5 protein-coding genes are annotated in these 17,160 nt (G+C 48.3%); all 5 read right to left on the bottom strand.

Annotated features, from left to right (window positions below; all coding sequences use genetic code 11):
• Nucleotides 1-3: 3 nt before the first annotated feature.
• The 5 genes from M1L52_RS06800 to M1L52_RS06780 all read right to left on the bottom strand — a co-directional run bounded on the left by M1L52_RS06800 (nt 4) and on the right by M1L52_RS06780 (nt 17,142).
• A complete protein-coding gene (locus M1L52_RS06800; protein WP_248614179.1) occupies nt 4-6,939 on the bottom strand; it encodes a carboxypeptidase regulatory-like domain-containing protein in 6,936 nt (2,311 codons plus the stop codon).
• A 348-nt stretch (nt 6,940-7,287) separates the two neighbouring features.
• A complete protein-coding gene (locus M1L52_RS06795) occupies nt 7,288-9,306 on the bottom strand; it encodes a hypothetical protein (RefSeq protein WP_248614178.1) in 2,019 nt (672 codons plus the stop codon).
• Between the two features lie 21 nt (nt 9,307-9,327).
• Nucleotides 9,328-11,112: an Omp28-related outer membrane protein gene (locus tag M1L52_RS06790; RefSeq protein ID WP_248614177.1), complete on the bottom strand. Its 1,785-nt coding sequence runs from the start codon at nt 11,110-11,112 to the stop codon at nt 9,328-9,330.
• Nucleotides 11,113-11,187: 75 nt separating this feature from the next.
• A complete protein-coding gene (locus tag M1L52_RS06785) occupies nt 11,188-13,671 on the bottom strand; it encodes a choice-of-anchor J domain-containing protein (RefSeq protein WP_248614176.1) in 2,484 nt (827 codons plus the stop codon).
• An 84-nt stretch (nt 13,672-13,755) separates the two neighbouring features.
• Nucleotides 13,756-17,142 carry a choice-of-anchor J domain-containing protein gene (locus M1L52_RS06780; protein ID WP_248614175.1) on the bottom strand — a complete coding sequence of 1,129 codons (3,387 nt, stop codon included), beginning with the start codon at nt 17,140-17,142 and terminating at the stop codon, nt 13,756-13,758.
• Nucleotides 17,143-17,160: the final 18 nt, after the last annotated feature.

Here is a 17,160-nt window from a genome sequence, read left to right as displayed (position 1 = left end):
TACTTACTTAACAAGCACTTTCTTCACCTTGCCATCAGCAGTGCGAACGACGTTCATGCCCTTCTGAGCCTTGTCGCTCTTCACACCACCAACGCTGTAGTACTCAGCGCCGGCAGCACCAGCTGCGATGCCATTGATGTGTGTTGTCTCGCCAAGCACAAGAGCATAAGCGCGAGCAGCAGCATCGGCGAACTCGATGTTAGTTACCTGTACGTTCTTGTTGCCAACGATGTCGAATGTGCAGATAGCACCCTCACCTGCCTCGATAGCATTCTTGTTTACAGAGAATGCTACAACGCGGTAGGTATTATCAGCAACTCGGTTGTATGAAACATTCAGGCCTGCAGCGCGGCTTGCAAGCTCAACGCCACGGAACTGAGTGCCCTCAGCAACAGTAACGTCCATCTGGAATGCAACGAACTCAGTAGTGTTAGCAAGAGCAAGTACATTGCCGTTGAGTGCAAGAGCATTGTTCTCAGCAACATCGCCACGAGCAGATGGCTCTGAAGTAACCTCATTAAGAGCTATGTTCACGATGCCCACAGCGTCGCTGACGGTGATATTGCCAGAAGCGTTCACGTCGGCAGCCTTGAATGCCTTTGGAGAAGGTGTCTCAGTCTCAAGAGCGAAGCTTACAGCAAGTATAGCATCACTTGCGGTTACCTCACCATTAAGGTTAGCGTCACCAGCGAGAACAGCCTCGTCAACCTTAGCATACTTAACGTTGCTTGCGATGAACCAGCCAGCACCGATATAGCTTGGAACAAAGACCTTCAGGCTGAGAGTCTTGTCCTCACCAACGAATGCATAGCCCTCAGCAAGATACTTACCTTCTGCGAACAGAGCAGCAGCATCACCCATGCTGTTAGGATTATTATCAGCAGCACGGTCAGCAGCCCAACTATTTACACGAATCACAGTACCATTAGCATAGAGGCTTACAGTAGAGAGGTCGTGACCTTGTCCATATGCAGCAACCACATCACCGTTACCACCACCGCGATAGAATGCCTGGATGCTAACCTTATAGAGACCACTCTCGAGGTTCTCTACAGTCTGAGCGAAGTTACCAGTAGCCTGATACAGTTCTGTACCATTATCATTCACACCAGGAGTACCGCCCTTGTTAGGGCCAGCAGTGTAAATCCATGCAGAACCTGTCTTGAAGGTCAGCTCTGTTGCGTCAGCAACCTCAAGGGTTGCGTCCTCAGCAATGCCAGCTGCAGTGAAGGCAGCAGTCTTCTGAGCAGCAGCATTAGCAGCGATGATTGCATTACGCTGTTCAGCTGTTACGAACTGCCATACGGTCTGTGCCTCGTCACCAACGTTGTCACCAACGATAGCATTACCTGCGATAGCCCACTTGTCAGCATCGTCCTTCATATAGACGTACATGCGGTTGTCAGCAGCAGTTGCACGGTTTGAGTTGTGCAGATAGAATCCACCGTCAACCTTTTCGAGTGAGTAGCTGCGTACACGATTACCAGAGCAGTCAGAGTACATCCAATAGTCATCACCATAGTATCCCTTGCTGTCATACATCTGGAGCTTATAAGTGGTGTTGCTCATATCAACAGTTACGTTGAATGGCAGACCAAAGTCATCAGCCACAGCACGAACGCCATAGTTATCACCACGGCTCAGGAACTTCTTAGCGTAAGCATTGTAAACGTAGTATGTACCCTCCTGTACAGGCAGGTTAGCGACACGGAATGCCAGTTCAGCAGCCTTAAGAGTCTCTATGCCAGCATTGATGGCAGCAACGTCATCAGATGTGCGGAGAGCCTTAGCAGTCTCAATAGCAGCAGCGAATACTTCACGACCTTCAGTCTTAGAAGCGTCAGCAAGCAAGCTCTCAGCATTAGCAATTTCCTCCTGCAATGTAACCTTAACAACATCTGCCAAGTAACCCAGTTTGAAATTATCGAATGCAGCTACATTCTCAACCGTCTGTGTCTGTTTAACATTGAAGGCAATAGTAACAGCAGTCTCTTCCGTCAGGGTAAAGTCAACATTATATTTACCCCATGTGCTGTTTCCTGCTACGCTTGTGCTTACGCCAGCAGCGCTGATTGTTGCAGAACCGCCATTAGCACCATTGAAGAATGCATCAGCAGTCATTCTGTACTCACCAGCAGGAAGAGTTACAACCTGTGACATTGTCAGATTCTCGTTGTTACCCCAACGGAAACGTACCCAATAAGTATTATTACCACCTGTTGTCAGCTGTGGACGACCAGAGAAGTTGTTCCATGCCTTGCAAGAACTATTCAGGGCGGTCATGTCGTTTTCATTACTATTCTCGTAGTTGATAGTCCAGCCAGCTGGCTGATGAATATCTCGATCTGTATTTGGAGATGAGTAAACAGCGAATTCGCCCTCGAAGTCTGCATTTGCAATAGCAGTAGTAGGATCGAATGATGAGCCACTAGCAACCACGAAGTTCTTGGTCTGGCTCTCGCCATTGAATTCGATTGTTACAACCTGATCGTCGTAACCCTCAGCCTTCATGGTAACATCATACGTACGATTTGCCTGGATGACGTTGATACTGTAAGCACCCTCGGCATCAGTTGCGCCAGTGTACTGTACGTTATCGCCATCGGTACTTACAAGAGTAATGGTAGCACCCTCAACAGCTGCACCTGTGTCAGTCTTCACTGTACCAGAGAATACAGCAGGCTCAGCAGCAAGGGTAAAGTATCCAAGAGGAGTTGCGACTGCAGTAGTACTCTTAAAGTATGAATTCATATAGTTGCTATCATAGTCGTAAGTCACAGTCTGCCAGTTATTACTACCCTGACGAATAGCCTCAGTGTAAATACGGATGTCAGATGTTCCATCCCAAACAATAGGATTAGAAGACAGATCAATATTAAAGAGACTGAAATCAATAGTTGCAGCTGCATCTGTCTGATCATAAACAACTACCTCTGTCATAGCATCCTTATCAACATTACCCGGTGTGATATCACCTGTCTTAACACCAACCCATGAGGTAATAGCAGCCTTTATGCTCTTAGCAGTACCAGAGCCCTTGAATGCTATAGATGTAATCTTATCACCAGCTTTAATTCCGAAATCGTCGAGTTGCTTAGCAGTGTAAACAATGTCTGTCCAGTTTGTACCAGAACCATCATTGTTGTACCAGTCAACAGGACCATGCGATTTGTCTGCACCAGACTTTGTACCAACCTCAATTGCTTCTGCAACAGCTACTTCCTCTGTGAAGGTAACATCAACAGGCTCAGTAGCAACGCTATATTCGCCAGCCTTAACCTCAATATATACAGGGAATGTGCCAACCTTTGGAGTACGGAACGATGCAGATACCTGTGTACCATTGCCGCTATACAGTTGTGTAGCAGGAATAGCAGCGGTAGTGCCATTGCCAACTATCTCGCCATCGACATAGACCTTAACGGTGTAAGCATCGGCAGCAATCTCGGCAGCACCGAAGTTCAGAATATTGACGGTAGCCGTAGCAGCCACGTTCTGCATAGCCTCAGTCGGAACAACGCTCGAAGCAATCTTAATATCGTTCTCGACAGCGACAGCCGTCAGACCATAGAGCTCGTCAACGTATGGACGACCGCTAATCTCGAAGCCAAAGAAATATTCGCCTGCATCAGCCACAGTCACCTCGAAGGTTTTGTAGTCGGTAGTGATGCGCTTCACCTCGTCGGTATCATCGCTACCGTCGATAGCAAGCAACTGGGTACGGGTCTCGGCATTGAACAGCGCCTCGCGGGTTGCAGCGGCATAGACTTTCACAGCACCTGACTTATAGTAATCACCAGTGCTATAGAGCTTAGCATCGAACATAAGTTTATCGCCAGCCTTAGCAGAGAGTTTCGGTGTGATAAAGAAGTTATTTTCCGTGCTTGAAGAAGTGATGGCGTAGTTAGGAGCTGAGTATGTACCAGTATTACTGAGGCTAACGTTACTCTGATAAACAGAACCTGCAGGCCACTGGTTGCTCTCAGTGCCGAAGTTTGCATAGAACTTCGTAGGATCGAGCTTCGTACCGCTGATTGCAAGCTGGAAAGTCTTGTCGGTCTCGTAGGTGATGACCATATCACCGCTGAAAGTACCTGCAGTAGCAGCAGAGAAGGTGATGTTCAGCGTCTTGCTCGAAGCAGCCAGACCATCATTCTCGCCGTTAAAGGCAGGAACGATCATCGGGAACTCAGCATCGGTTGTGAAGCCCTCGGGCAGTGAGATGCTGTTCACGGTCAAATCCTTCGAGCCCCAGTTGAATATAACGAATGATTGTGTATCCTCGGTATTGGTCTTGCCGAACGAGATTGCATTGGTGCGGTCTGTTGGCTCGTACCACTTGCTGGTGGGAACGCTATTAACGAAGTGGAAAATGGCCTCGTTGGTAACGGTCAGATTGAACGTCTCACTCTCAAACTTAGTACCATCGGTAAACTCGATGACAATCTTTGTACCCTCATAGGCGGTTGTTTCCGCAACAGTGGGTGTCCATGAGAATGAGAAGCTGGTTGTGCTCTTGGCGCTGGCGGTGAGAGCCTTGGCATCGGCTTCGGCCAGAACGGTCTCGCCGCACACATATTTCACAGTGTAGTTCTCGGCAGCCTCAGTGGTCAGCGGAATGATATCGAAAGAGGGCTTGCTCAGGGCAGTGCCGCTCTTCACGGATGCATCGGGCCAGCTAACCTCCTTCATATAGAGGTCGTGAGTCACAGCAACCTTCTCCAGACCAACTATATTGTCGATACCAGAGCCACTGCCATAGATAGCGAAGGCCACATAGTAATCGCCTGCCTCATCGAAAGTAATGCTCTGAGCAGTGAATGAGCTACCAATAGTGCTGTAAACATAGGTTGCCACAGGCTCACCCCAGTTCACGCGGTCGGTAGACTTGTAAACCTTCACGAAGTAATCATCAGAATAACTGTAGCCAGCCTTTACGTCGAACGACAGCTTATCGCCTGCATTGGCATGGAGCTTCGGTGTGATGAACTTATTGTTCTTCGTCTCATAGCTGCTGCTGTTGTAACCCTTAATCCAGTTGTTATAGTTATTGCTGGAAACATACTGATAGTCGTTGGTAACACCAGCCTCGACGATAGCTCCATCAGGATAGATGATGGTCGAAGAGGTGTTATTGAAGTCGGCCGTCCATGTGTTGGGATTGATCACATTGACCGAGAAAGCGCAGCTGAATTCAGTGTCTTCTTCAGCCAAAGCATTGCGATAGGTAATCGTGAAATTACCGCTAAATGAACCGTAAGGCGTAGCAGGAACGGTAACAACGACTGGAAGTTTAGTGCCACCATTGATGGTCACCTCGCCGGTGCTGGTATCACGGGTGATGCCTTCGGGAAGGTTCTCATAGTCAATAGCGAAATTGAAGCCCTCGGGGAAAGCCATGTTCTTGATTACCAACGGAGCAGAACCCGTGTTGGCAATCTCATAGTTCTTAACGGTTTGTTCGGTGATAGCGCCCCAGCTCTGAGTTGTCAGGCTGCTTGTGCTTGATGCATCGGCTTCACGGAAGATGAACTTCGATTCATACTTGTTGAAGCTAGCATAAACATAAGCAGATGACTGCGTGCCGTTGATATTCTCAATCACATACCAGTTGCCCCAAGTGCTAAGCGAAGAAACATCGGCTGCGGGAACTGAGACAGAGACAAGAATCGGGTCGCTGGTCTGTCCCTTAGCAAGGTCAACAGGAATAGCAAAGGCTCCGTAAGGGCCATGGCTGGCACCATAGGAAGGTTTCTGAATCACAGACAGCGTGTAGTTCTCGGTAGTACCGGCAACAAAGTCCACGTCGCCATTGTTCTGCAGCGTGGCGTACATCTGCACGAGCAACGTTCCGTCTTGCTGCTGATTGAAGTAGACAGTACTAGCATCGGTGGCCTTGGTTACAGCAGTAATTGTAAGCTTCGGCTCGGGTACGATAGTAGCCTCATCTGCCTTGAAGTTATCAATATACACATACTGACAACGCAGGCCAATGCGCTGAGCTTCGGTCAGGTCGGCCAGCTCGAAGGTAGCCCATTCAGTGTTGCTGCCAGAGTTGGCACCAGCGATATCGTCGCTGATCTTCTTTATCTGGTTACCAAGGGTACCATTCTCGTTGATGGCATACACCTCAACGTAGGCACCGTTTGATGAACTGGCGAGGGTAGAAGCCTTAATATCCAAAGTCACCTTACCATTAATAACAGGTGTTACCAACACATCTTGTACAGTCGTACCATCCCAGTTATCGCCAGCATACTGACGATAGGCAATGAGAGCGCCATCGCCTTCGCCGTTAGCACCATCGTTGGCACCATAACTATAGCTCATATAGTAGAGAGTTCCATAATCATTGTAAGAACCTACGATATGACGCCAGTTACTTGCCACGGCAAAGTCGTGTGTGCTTGTCGCAATAGCAGTATTGAAGTCTACAATGTAGCCAGAAGGCTCGGGAGCTGCTGCAGCATAGGTTACTTCAATCTTCTTGATGTAGATAGCTTTTGAAGAGGTCTGTGCATAGTTGAGTTTAATCTCACCCGATGCAGAACCAGTGAAGGTTACCTCTGTAGAAGTAGATGTCAAAGTGTACTGATTTCCAAAAGCACTACCACCAACAGTAACATCAAGTGTACCTGCAATTGAGCTAGCACCACTTGTGGTAACTTTAATCTCAGAAATAGTTCCTGTAATATCTGAGGTGGCAAGAACTAAGGATTTTGCAGGATTATTGCCACTTCCAAACTGTTGACCTTTGGTTTCATCATAACCCCAATAGCTTCCATCTGTGGTAACAGTCCAATTGGCATCACCTAAAGCCTTAGTACCTGCTGCAGTGAACTGTTTTGTAGTAAACTCATAAGTATAAGTATCTGCAAACACAGTTCCGCAGAGCATCACCAACAGCGTGAGCAATGAAAAACGTATTTTCTTGTTCATTTGGTTATTGTTTTTAGATTATTTGCGCCTTCCGGTTCGTTAGCGCAAGGAAATAATAATTATTGTTTTAAGTCGTATGTGCACGGCCGCGAACCTTTCTATCGTCTTCCAGTCTTAGTGGTAAAACCGGTCGCGCACCCAGTCATAGGCATCGTCTCTCTTCTTTTAAGTTAATAATCTTATTCGGTTTTAGTTAGTATTATGTTAATTGTTATAATAATCGTCAGACATTGCCACCAGCGGTACTATTGTTAAAAACTACCGCTGGCAGCAATCCGTTTCTTTATAAATATTTTTGCAAAAATAGAGAAATATTTCATAACTTCCAAGGAAATGGAATATATTTAACTATTTCACTACAATTTTCTTTCCACCGACGATGTACAGTCCTGGCTTCATGTTAGAAGTAGAAACGCGGCGGCCATCGAGGGTATAAACCTTCTTCTCGTTAGCTGTGAAGTTGCGCACATCGTTGATGGCAGAAGGAGTGATATCCTCCACCGTCACCTTGTCAACGAAGAACATCTGCATAGAAGGGTTAGAGGTGCAGCAGACACCGAAGAAGCTGATGAACTTCTCGTCGGCAGCCCCTATCCCATCGTCTTCAGCAGTAAGCTCGAAGGTGTAAGGACGGAACTCGTTAGGATGGTTGATATTCTCCACAGGCTCGCCAATGGGCACAGCGCCCTGTGTGGTATAGCCGGCCAGCGAATAGAGGCGGAACGACTCAGGATAAGGAGCAAAGCTGTTGCAGCAGCTCACTGTAATCTGGTACTTATGACCCTCCTGGAACTCCATTGGTGGAGTAACAATCATGTCGAGAGCATAATTATACTCATGAGTCTGATAGATATACATGCCCTTGCCATCCATAACGGTATAGCTGTGCCAGATGAACTCATAGCCATCGCCGTTGACGTCAAGCACTGTCCACAGGTCGGCATCAGCTTTCTTATCAAAGTCGGCAACGAACGGAATCTTTGCTGCAGGACCATTCACAAGATAGTTGCTCTCCTTGCCCTCGCCTTCACCATCAACATTACTTGGTATAACCTTGTAAATATAGCGTGTCAGAGTGTCAGCAAGATTCTCATCGAAGCAATACTCGTTGGAAGTGCCTTTAGCTATAACCTTTCCATCGTTAACGCGAATGACGTCATAGACCACCTTGGTAGTGTCCACCCATCCGCCATGAATGCCCTGACGGCTTGAGTCCCATGCAACGATGTTGGTCAGCGCAGGCAGACCCATCACTGCGCCGAGGGCTGAGATGACACGTTCAGGGGCAGCCAGCAGGTCATGACCCACATAGGCATCAACGAAACGATCGGCAGAAGCTCCTATCTCGTTATAGGCACGAACAGTATAGCGATGAATACCGCTTGCAGGCACCTTATCGTCAACGAAGCTCATCACTGCGCCAGGAGCAGCTGTAGTGAGTGTAGCGATAGTATCTTCGCCACGCAGCACCTCCACCTTCGTGATGCTTGTCAGAGCATCGCCGTTCACCATGAGCGTAGGGTTCTGCCATGATATAGTAGCTGCAAGGGCACCATCGGCAGCAGCAGTCACCTTCAGCGAGTCAACACGAGCAGGTGCTGTAGCAGCACTTGGCGTGTAAGGAGCGCCGATAGCAACAGTAATCAGTCCTTTTCCACTACCTATTACGCCAAGGTCGGTAACAGAAGCGTCTGCGGTATTCACCTCGTAGAGTGTCACCTTTGAGTCAGCATAACATGACCAGTAGAGCTTACCAGTAGCGCAATCGAAGCCAAGCGCTGTGAACAGCTGGGGCGAGTGACCAGTATCGCCAATGGCAGTACCTATCTTACCTGTAGTCTTGTTCACTGGATAGAGCTTACCGCTGCGTGCCATACCATACATCTCACCCTGAGCATTCACTGCCAAGGCGCGGATGGCATCGCCCATGTTATCCTGTACCTTTGTCATTGCATAGGTCTCAAGATTCATAGTCCAAAGGGCCGACATGCCTTCGCTGTTTACTGAGTTTGTCACGAAGTACATCTTCTCATCAACATAGTCGTAGCTCATGTCAACAGGCAGAGGGGCACTCTCGCCAAGGTTTTTCTTCTTTGTCAAGGCGCCAGTCTCAGTATTGGCTGTATAGACGAGTGTGTTGAAGTCGTCGTCCATGCCTATCACATAATAGGTATCATTGACGAAGGCACCTGCTGTAGCCAGCACGTCAACGGAACCAGTACGTGTGGCAGCAGCCGTGTTTGTTACGTCAATCTTAACCATTGCATAGGGATAGTCACGGGTGTAGCCATAGAGTGTCTGCGCATCAGCATCGACAGCCACCAGTGTCATCAGCATCGTGAATGCTAAAAGAAACAGGTTTTTCATTGTGAGATTTTAATGTATGTGTTATCTAACGAATACTTTCTTTCCATTCTTTACGTAGATGCCCGACTTCAGCACGTTTCCATCAACACGGCGACCATCGAGGCTATAGACAGCGCCATTACCTGTGTCAGAGTTTTTCACAACGTTGCGTATGCCTGTGCTCTCAGTCATAGGCAGGCTGTTGGCATTGATGACGTCAACATCAAGGAGATTGTCGGCCGAAACGGCATCAACCTTCTTTGTGAGCAGAGCCACGATGGTTAGGTCTTCCACCTTCCATGCCTCATCGACTGTAGCCTTATAGTCAACATCGAAACTGCCGTTTACAGCTGTGAGGCCATCGCCTATAGGACTTGTAAGATAGGTACGCAAGACGTTGTTATGATTATAGTTCTTGTTTGTCGAGGTGGTCTGTCTCGAAGCGTTGTAAACCACCTGAGTACCCTTCACATTGTTCTCAGTGAGCATGAGCGTCAGTGCCACCTCGCCATAGATAGCCTCAGCCTCTGGCAGTAGAGTGCCTTTAGCGTTTATACTAATCTCTCGTGTCGTTTCGTTAAAACACGCATCGAGTTCTACCGAAGCAAAGGCAGGCGAGTAGTAGTCCTGAAGTATCATGTCCCCAACGATGCTGGCATTCATGTCTGCATCAAGGATTGGCAGATAGTAGTTCATGTCGTATGCCACATTGTCCTCACCTGGGAAGTAGGCACGATTAACTGTGAACGAAGGCAGTTCATAGGCATAGAGTTCATGCAAGTAGGCGGCAGCATCGATGGCGAGCGCCGTGCCAGGACGGTGCACATTCACCGTTGCCATAATCTGACCATTATTGCTTGACTGCAACTTCTTTATCACGTCGTTGAGATAGGGTACATAGTACGAACCCTGATCGGTATATACCTCAAGGTATGCCTTGTCGCGGCTCACCATATTATTATATACAGCAAAGTCCACCTTCATCGTGTCGTTCTTCGACTTCTCAGGCAGCGGCTGTCCGTTTACCTCGCTCACAAACACAATTATTCTGTGCATGCCTACGGCAATATCGTTTGGAAGGTTTATGTTGAACTTCCAGTCGTTCACCTTACCATATCTCACGGAGTCATTGAACTCAGTATAGACAGGTGTCTGCTTGTCTATCTGGTAGCCCATCTTGTAAGAGCCTACGTCCTCACGGCCCACGCTTGCGAAATGAGCCAGGCCCTCTATACTCTCTCCCGGCTGCTTGTATTTGAAGCCAGTGTCGAGCCATGTGAGATCAATGTCATGGAGTGGCAGAGAGCTTACGTCAATGATGAGCTGAACACACAGACGACCAATGCCTGTTATCTGGTAGAGCGTTGTCTTTGTACCAGTTCTCATATAGTAGAAGCCACCGTCGAGGTCTTCGCCAAAGCCACACAGTCCGCCTTGGTCAGCAGCCACCATCTCATCTGTCTCCACATAGTCGAAGCCAAAGAAGAGTATCTCATCACCCTTTATCTCATAGCCATCACCATTGAAGAACACGTTGTTCCAGCCATCATAGAGTTTCTGCTTCTGTTCGGCAACAGGTGTCACATTACCCTCCTCTACTTTATATATAAAGGTACGCGTGCGATAGGCACTACCCGCAATAGCAAGGCGCACACCCATCACACGACAGCCAGCAAACGATGACAGCTGACTCTTTGTCAGCACAGCACCAACAGAATATGTTCCTGCCGTTCCGAAAGCGCCACCACTGCTGGTGATGCTGTCTGTTATTATATGTCCCAGCAGTCGTTGGGTGTTGCTTATGCCCTGCTGAGCACTTGCCCCCAAACAGCATATTGTAAGAACTAAACTCAAGACCAAGCTTTTCAGAAAGCTATAATTATTCATCTTTCTCATTATATCTTACTTTCTTATCTTAAACATCTTATCACCCTGTTTCACCATATAGATGCCACGAGCCATGCTGTTCAGGTCGTTACCAACATACATGCCAGAGAGGTTGAAAACCTGCATGGGCAGTGTACTGTTGAGCATAACGCTTACAATGCCAGAGGTAACATTGAGGAGATAGGTTATCTCTTTCGACTCACCCGACTTATATACAGCCTTGATGCCAATGGTGTGTTCACCCTCGCTGAGCTTCGGCAGGCGGTACTCTGATGTAGTGGTCTCGCCAATCTTCTGTCCGTCGAGGCTTACATCATAGCGCACCACGTTGCCATAATCAACTATCTCGCCCTGTCCGTCTTCAGGACCAACGGTGAAATCGTCTATCTGAGCAAGGAAGGCGTCCATAGACGTGTAATGGATGCCCAGACGCACTGTCTTTCCTGCGTAAGGAGCAAGGTCAACGGTGTATAGTGCCCACTGTCCGCTACTGACATCATCAACATAGCTTATGACGGTAAAATCTGTAGGAATAACGCTGCCGTCAGAGATACAGAACTCCATCGACTCTGTGTACATTGTGCTGTAGGCCTTTGCCTTGACAGTCAGCTTGTAGCCTTCGCGAATCTCCAACAGCGGAGAGATGAGCCAGTCATCAGATGCAGCCTGCTCAGAAGAGAAGAACACAATAGTCTTATCACCAGTAGGCGCAGCTATAGCAGGGTCGGTAGGTAACATCGCTGGGGTTGTCTTCCATGGATTGAACACCATAGGTGCTATTGGCGTGGGGTTAGCAGCAGTGCCTGAACCAGGGAACGACACAATGGTTGTCACGCCACCAAGGCCTATCGGATAGACAGGGCGCTGGTCAACATCAATTGATGTCCACTCGCCAAACTTGCCTGTAGCGAAGTCATCATAGTCCTCGAAGCTGTCGCTGAACACGAGGTTCTGGTTCCAGCGCATGGTATATATACTATCGCTGCCAAGTGAGGCGGTGATATTATACGGATCCATGATATGGTCGGTGAGGGCTATATCGAACGCCACGTCCTCGCTGACCGTAATCTCCTTCTGATAAGCATTGAAGGCTCCCTCAGCCATGCTGACCACATAGTCGCCCTTAGGCAGTGATGCGAAGACCACCTTGCCATCGCTAACCTGCTTTTCATAGGCCATCGTCGTTGACTTATTAACGAGAGAGAGAGTCTGTCCCTCAGCAGTCAGTTTACTATCGGCAGTGACATTGAACGTAACCTTAGCATAGATGTTTGCTGGCACATCAACAAGCAGTGTTGCCATTTCACTTGTTGCTTTCAGATAGACAGCCTGTATGCCAATAGTATGTTCGCCAGCAGCAACATCAGTAAGAGTATATTCGTAGTCAGGCGTGGTAGCCTTCAGCTCATTATCGAGGTATACCTTGAACTGCTCGTTGGGGTTATGAGCAGACTTCCTTGCCACCATGCGAGCCATGGCACGCGCATTTTCCTGTCGCTGTCCCACATAGACATCATCAACCATAAGCATGAACGAACCAGTGCGATTATAATGGCTTATGTAACGGATGGCAAACTTTATCTCCTTACCAGCGTATTCTGAGAGATCATAGACACACTGCTTCCAGCCTTTATAGTCGACGCTCTCATAGTTATCCTTGTCTATGCGAGTGAAGTCATCCTGCTTGTCACCCTTCTTCGTATCGCTAAGCTCACAGACATATACCAAGAATCGTTCCGGATACTGGTCGGCAGCCTTAGCATAGAACGAGAGGATGTTCTCTGTGCCTACGGTGATGGCAGGCGATATAAGCCAGTCATCGTTGGCATTGCCTGAGCTGGTACGGGTAAAACCCACATACTGCTGTCCGCTATAGGGGCGCAGGATGGGATAATCATACCACCATGTAGGTGTCACCGTCAGAGGGTTTATAATCTGTGCATACTGCATAACGCCACGGTTGGGATAGCTTCCCACAAGTGGTGCGGCTGCCTCAAGGTCTTCATCGATGCCCGTCCACTCGCCAAAGTTAATGGCGAAAGGAGAATAGCTCTCGAAATCATCGAAGAAAGCAGGCTCTTCTGTGTTCCATGACAGCGCCAAGCTGTTCATGCCTGTGTTAACATCGTGCTGTATGTCTGCCTTAAGAGCAAAAGGCTTGCGTGTTTTTTCAACGAGGGTCACCTCGATATTTTTCTCCGTCTCGCTCTGTGCCACAGTAAAAGAATGGTTGAGCGTCTCGAAGCCTGAGCGTTCTATGGTAAGGGTATGGTTTCCTGGATAGACCTTCAGTGAACAAGCGCCCTGCCCGTCAAGTTTCAGGGTGCCGTAACTCACACCATAGTCATCCTGCATAAGTGTGATGACCTGTCCGTAGAGATTGTCATTCTCCACAGATGTCACCTGAATATTCAGCTTCACGCTTCGCTCCTGTGCACCAACTGATAGTGATACGACAAAGAGAAGCGCGAGAAGAATTATTGACTTTATGTGTCTCATAGCGTCTTTTCAATAACAAACGGTAGAGGTAAGGGTGCATCGCTGTTATGCGCTTCACCCATTACCTCTACCTGTAAATGGATATTACTTGCAGAAAGTCTTCATGACCTGTCCGTCGGCAGTCTTAACGACATACATGCCCTTGCCGAGCTGGTCCATTGTCTGGGCAGCAGCGCCCTTGGCAACGATCATGCCGTTAGCATTGTAAACGACTACCTGTGTATCAGCATTCAAGGCTTTGACAGACTTGATGGCAGAGAAATCGGGCTCACCAACATGTGTGAAGGTGAAGTCATCGAAGAATGCGAACCAGTTTGCGCTTACAGTAGTATGACGAACAGCAACATAGATATTCTTGCCAACGTAAGCCGAGAGGTCAACATTAAAGTGATGCCACTGATTCTCTGGCAGATAAGCCATCTCGGTTGTTGGCATAACTGTTGTAAATGTCTTTGTGTCTGTATTGCTTGTCTCGCTTACGAGCACCTCTACTGAGTGCAAATCGTTATCGCCAACGAATACAGAGTTTGTGGTACCGAGGTTACGTGCATAGAAGTCGAATGATGCGCCTTCGAGAGGACGGATCATCTTGCTGATAAGCCAGTCATTAGCAGCCGAGTTATTATCTGGAGCACATGCAGCAGCGGTGCCCTGACCAGAGTGGGCTGTCAGGTTCGGATTGCTGTGATAAGCCTGTGTAAAGGCATAGCGTCCGCCATCGTTCTCAACAACTGTCAGATAGTAATTCGACTTGTAGTTGGTCTGTCCATCGACATCTTTCTGGGTGAAGTCTGCTGTCCAGTCGTAGTCGAGAGAGTTATCCTCAAAGCCATAGTAGAGCACATCCTCGGCAAGAGCCTCGCCAGTAACAGGGAAATATGCCTTCAGTCCGCTCTCAAACTCTACAGTCATCACGTCGTCCACCTTCTTACCTGCCTGGTTTGCAGTAAATGTAACATTGAATGCGATACCTTCATTGACAGCAATCTCAGTGCCTGCTGCGATAGAGCTCTGGAAGTCATTTGTAGTAAATGTGACGCTCTTCACCTTCTGGGCATTCTTACCCTTGTTGAGCATAGTGATGTCAGTTGACTTCTTGCCCTTGCCGGAGTTCACCTTCTCAGCATCCCAGCCTTCCTTGTTGAACATAACATAGTCGTCAACGATACCGTCGATAACGATATTGTCGAGTGCAGCACCCTTGTGGGCACCAGAGTAAGCATTGTTAATCCAGCGGAACTGTACCTTCTTACCTGCATACTCGCTCAAATCAACAGACTCGTTACGCCAGTACTTGGTATCGCCGTCAGCATTCATATTCTCAGAGAGGTATGCAGCCTGATGCCACTCGCCATCGGCATAGATCTCGAAGACCAAGTCACTGGCGCCATTGCCTCCAGGTACATTCTGCTTCTTCAGAAGTCCTGTCTCATCAACAATCAGAGATGCAGGATGGTTGTCGCCCCATACGAAAGAAATGCTCATGGCCTTGCCCTCTGAAGGAAGGTTGAACTCAGGAGAAGTCAGTGTTGAGCTGTAACCTGCATAGAGCCACATAGTGTACATAGAGACACCAGTGCCACCGTATGCCTTACTGGTGTTAAGAGGCTCCCAGCGACGGTTTGTCCATGTTGGATAGAGATCAGTAATGGTCGTTGTGCTCAGCCAGCCAGTAGGTATTGGATTTTCCTTGGTGCACTCGTCGAAGTTTTCGCTCCATGGGAACTCCATTACCGATGCGTCGGGCTGGGTAGTGAACTTCCATGTGCTGGCAGTTGTTGACTCGCCATTATCATTATATGCCACAACCTTCCACTTATATGTGGTCTCATAGTCAGCCTGTGGGATGACAATAGACAGGTCGGTCATCACATCGGCACCGTTGACGAGGTTGTTTACCTCGTTGTTGCTGCCCACATAGACCTTATAGCCCTTTGCAAACTGTGCAGGTGCCCACTCCAGTTTGATGTTCTTTGGATAGATGTTCTGGGCATTGTTGGCTGGGCTTACAATTGTTGCGTTGCCTGGTACACCGTCGGCGCCATAGACATTAGGCAGCAGCACGCCGTCGAGTGTGAAGTTAGAGTGGTCATAAGCACCCTCGTCATCACTCTCAATAGCAGGATAGTACCAACGCACATAGCTCTCGTCAGAACCCATGCCAAGGTCAACCTCTGCAGTGAGCAGTTGGTTCAGTCCATTCTGGTAATCGCTTGTCCACTTCGTTGTCCAGTTGTCGCCACCATCGTAAGACACCTGAAGCTCGATATCATATTCTGGTGCAGACTCACCGTCATACTGATTATAATAGGTGAACTTCAGTGTACCGCCTTCGCTAAGGTCGAGACGTGGTGAACGCAGATAGGAATTAGAGAAGTTGCCACTGCAATAAGCGCTCTGGTCGCCCTCAATAGCAGTCTTTGTTGCGCTCCAGCCATTATTCTTCCAGCCTGCAGGTGGAAAATAGGCATTGAAGGTCTCAAGCATATAGCCCTCGGGCACGAACTGTTTTTTTGCAGAAACTGCAATCTTCACATCACCGCCAGTGGTATGAATGATAGCGTCGCCTGAAGGAGCAGAGGTAAGAGAAGCCTCATAAGCCAACTGGAACGACACCTTGTCATACGTACGGAGGTTTACCTTAGAAGCGTCGAGTGTTGTGGTAACACCAGCAGGAAGGTCAAAACCTGTAATCTGAAGACCGTTCTTACCAACGTTAGTCAGTGTGAATACCTCGCTATAGCGCTTCTCACCGATATACACTTCCTTGAAGTCATAACGATCGAGATTAATAGAAGCCACAGGACCTGTAGCAGGTGTGAACTTCTTAACGGTGATATCGTCAATCCACACGATGTTTGCAATCGTGGTTTGCATCTTATATACGAAGGCAAGCTTTACCTTCTCACCCTTGAAGTCGCTAAGGTCAATCTTTGAGGTGTGCACATCCCATGTGTCGATAGGGAACACTGCCACGCCGCTCTCGCGCAACATATCCTCATTATGTATAGAGAACACCGTCTCTGCTGCATTGAGGTTGCCACCTGTCACCACACGAACCTGTATGTCATATTGCGAGTTGTCGCGATTGTTCATGGGGCTCACCTTCCATGAGAACTGAAGCTGATAGTTGTCATTGAGATCCAGCTCCGGAGAAAGAAGAATTTCCTCACGAGGTCCCATACCGTCTGGTGCAGTACCACCTGTAGGGCCGTCACAAGCAGCACACCCGGCGCCACTTATCGTTGCGCCCGACTGCGACTCAGGGTCGCGATATTCATTGAACCAGTTATAACGGTAGTTTGTACCGCTATAAGAGCTTACGACTGTCCATCCCTCACCACGTGTGAGCGGTGTTGACTGTGACTTTGTGGCTCCTGTCTCAAAATCTTCTTCGAGAATGGTCTGTGCCTGCGTTGTCGCTGTAGCAAGTGCCATCAGAGCAAAGAAAGCTGTGTAAAGTTTCTTCATAATGCTTATTTTATTGGT

This window comes from Prevotella sp. E13-27 (assembly GCF_023217965.1).
Classification (GTDB): domain Bacteria; phylum Bacteroidota; class Bacteroidia; order Bacteroidales; family Bacteroidaceae; genus Prevotella.
This window is presented reverse-complemented; position numbering and strand designations above follow the sequence as displayed.

What these genes read in the sequence shown, in the direction of transcription:
- M1L52_RS06800 (WP_248614179.1), bottom strand. Translation starts at nt 6,939, where the DNA reads ATGAACAAGAAAATACGTTTTTCATTGCTCACGCTGTTGGTGATGCTC.
- M1L52_RS06795 (WP_248614178.1), bottom strand. Translation starts at nt 9,306, where the DNA reads ATGAAAAACCTGTTTCTTTTAGCATTCACGATGCTGATGACACTGGTG.
- M1L52_RS06785 (WP_248614176.1), bottom strand. Translation starts at nt 13,671, where the DNA reads ATGAGACACATAAAGTCAATAATTCTTCTCGCGCTTCTCTTTGTCGTA.
- M1L52_RS06780 (WP_248614175.1), bottom strand. Translation starts at nt 17,142, where the DNA reads ATGAAGAAACTTTACACAGCTTTCTTTGCTCTGATGGCACTTGCTACA.